We start from the raw sequence: 1,804 nt of genomic DNA on the forward strand, positions 1-1,804 counted from the left end.
TTGTCGGCGTACTCCTCTAAGTGCTCCGCAGGGTACAGAGCTACGTGCACCTGTCTGGGCGGGTCCGCGAAGGGCCCGGCGCGAGGAGGCCGGTGCCCTGACGCGGGGGCCGGGTTCGGTGGGAAGGGTGGGGCCTTGTGGCGTCGTAGAGTGCTGCGTGTGCCTCAGCTCGAGATATCTGACCTGATTACCGCGGTCGACCCGGCCAACGGCCAACGGTTGCCGGTACGGCGTTCCGAGGTCATCGAGCAGCTTCGCGCGAACGGTGACAGGCGGGCCGCGAGGATCGTGGCGGGGCTGCCCGTCGACCGGGACGGAATCCTGAATGCGGGCGCCGTCGACCGCCTGCTGATCAGCGTGCACACCGAGCTCCAGCGCCTGAGCGAGGAACTGCGCATCGGCGAACGCCTCGTGCACCTGCTCGGCCCGCTCTTCACCGCGATCCGGGCCACCGGCCAGCCGGGGCCGTACCGCCTGGTCGACATCGGCTGCGGGCTGGGCTACCTGGTCCGCTGGCTGGCGGCCACCGACGCACTCGCTCCGGACGTCGAGCTGGTCGGAGTCGACCTCGACGCCGCACTGGTCGGCGAGGCGGATCGCCTGGCCCGTGGCGAGGGACTCAACTGCCGCTTCGTCCATGGCAATGCCTTCGCAATACCGGAGCCCGCCACCGTGTACGTCTCCACCGGCGTCCTGCACCACTTCCCCGAGCCCGCGCTGACGGACTTCTTCCTGGCCCAAGGCGCCTCCCCCGCCCTGGCGTTCTGCCACTACGACATCGCCGCGACCGGCCTCGCCCCCATCGGCGCGTGGATGTTCCACCGCGCCCGGATGCGCCACCCGCTGGGCCGACACGACGGCGTCGCCTCCGCCCGGCGGGCCCACAGCGACGAGTCCCTGCTGCGGACCGCCGCGGCCTCGGGCATGCGACCGCTGCTCTACGAGCCCCGCCGCATCGCCAACCCCTTCTGCACCACCCTGCGCCCGGTCCTCGGCCTGCGCCCGCAACTGGAAGCACCCCTTCGTCAGGCCCTTGGCCGCGCCTCCCGCCGACTCCTGGGCCCCGAGCAGTTCGCGCAGGCCACCCGATGACGCCCGCCCTGCCACTGGCCGCACTCGGCCTGGTCGATGCGGCATTCAGCGGCTTCCGCGCCTACGCCGGTCGCGACGCCCGAATCCGCAAACACCGCGCCAACACGCGCGCCGCCCTGCGCGGGCTGGCAGTCGGAGCCGTCCTGCTGCTCGCCCCCGCACTGACCGCCGCTCTCCACCTGCTCACCGCCGCCGACCCGGACCGCGCCTACGCCACACTGGCCGCCGGCGGACTCGGTTACCTGCTTCCACTCACCGTCTACGCCGTCGCCGTCCTGCTCTCGCTGACCGCCTATTTCCTCCTGCCATTCCGCGCCAGCACCCTCGCCATGGTCATCGGACTCGGCCCGCTCACCCTCCTGCGCCCACTGGCCATCGCCGCCGCCTGCCTCGGCACGCTCCTCAACGACGGCGGCTGGGCCTCCCTCCTGGTCGGTGGAGTGGCGGGGGCAGCAACGCTGTCCGTCGAGCCAGTCGTCCACCGCCGCTGGTACCGCCAAGTCCACGTCGCACGCGACAACTCCACTGCCGACCCTGACACCCACCTCGCTACGGCGGGACACCGATGAGGTCACCCCATCGACCGATGGGCCCAACCCGGCAGCGGCCTTGGAACCAGGGCATCAGGCCATGAGCCCGGCCGCGCTCCGGACCCGGTGATCGGTGCACGTTCGCCTGTACCAGGCTGCGCATCTTCATGCGTACGCCGACA

2 protein-coding genes are annotated in these 1,804 nt (G+C 71.7%); both read left to right on the top strand.

The genetic code is table 11. The annotated features are described in order from the left end of the window. Positions 1–159: 159 nt before the first annotated feature. Positions 160–1,092, top strand: coding sequence for a class I SAM-dependent methyltransferase (locus ACIQF6_RS36240; RefSeq protein ID WP_400903297.1), 933 nt, complete (start codon positions 160–162; stop codon positions 1,090–1,092). Next, a complete protein-coding gene (locus ACIQF6_RS36245) occupies positions 1,089–1,661 on the top strand; it encodes a hypothetical protein (protein WP_400903299.1) in 573 nt (190 codons plus the stop codon). The genes ACIQF6_RS36240 and ACIQF6_RS36245 overlap by 4 nt, the downstream gene beginning before the upstream one ends. Positions 1,662–1,804: the final 143 nt, after the last annotated feature.

The organism is Kitasatospora sp. NPDC092948 (assembly GCF_044754805.1).
Taxonomy (GTDB): Bacteria; Actinomycetota; Actinomycetes; order Streptomycetales; family Streptomycetaceae; genus Kitasatospora.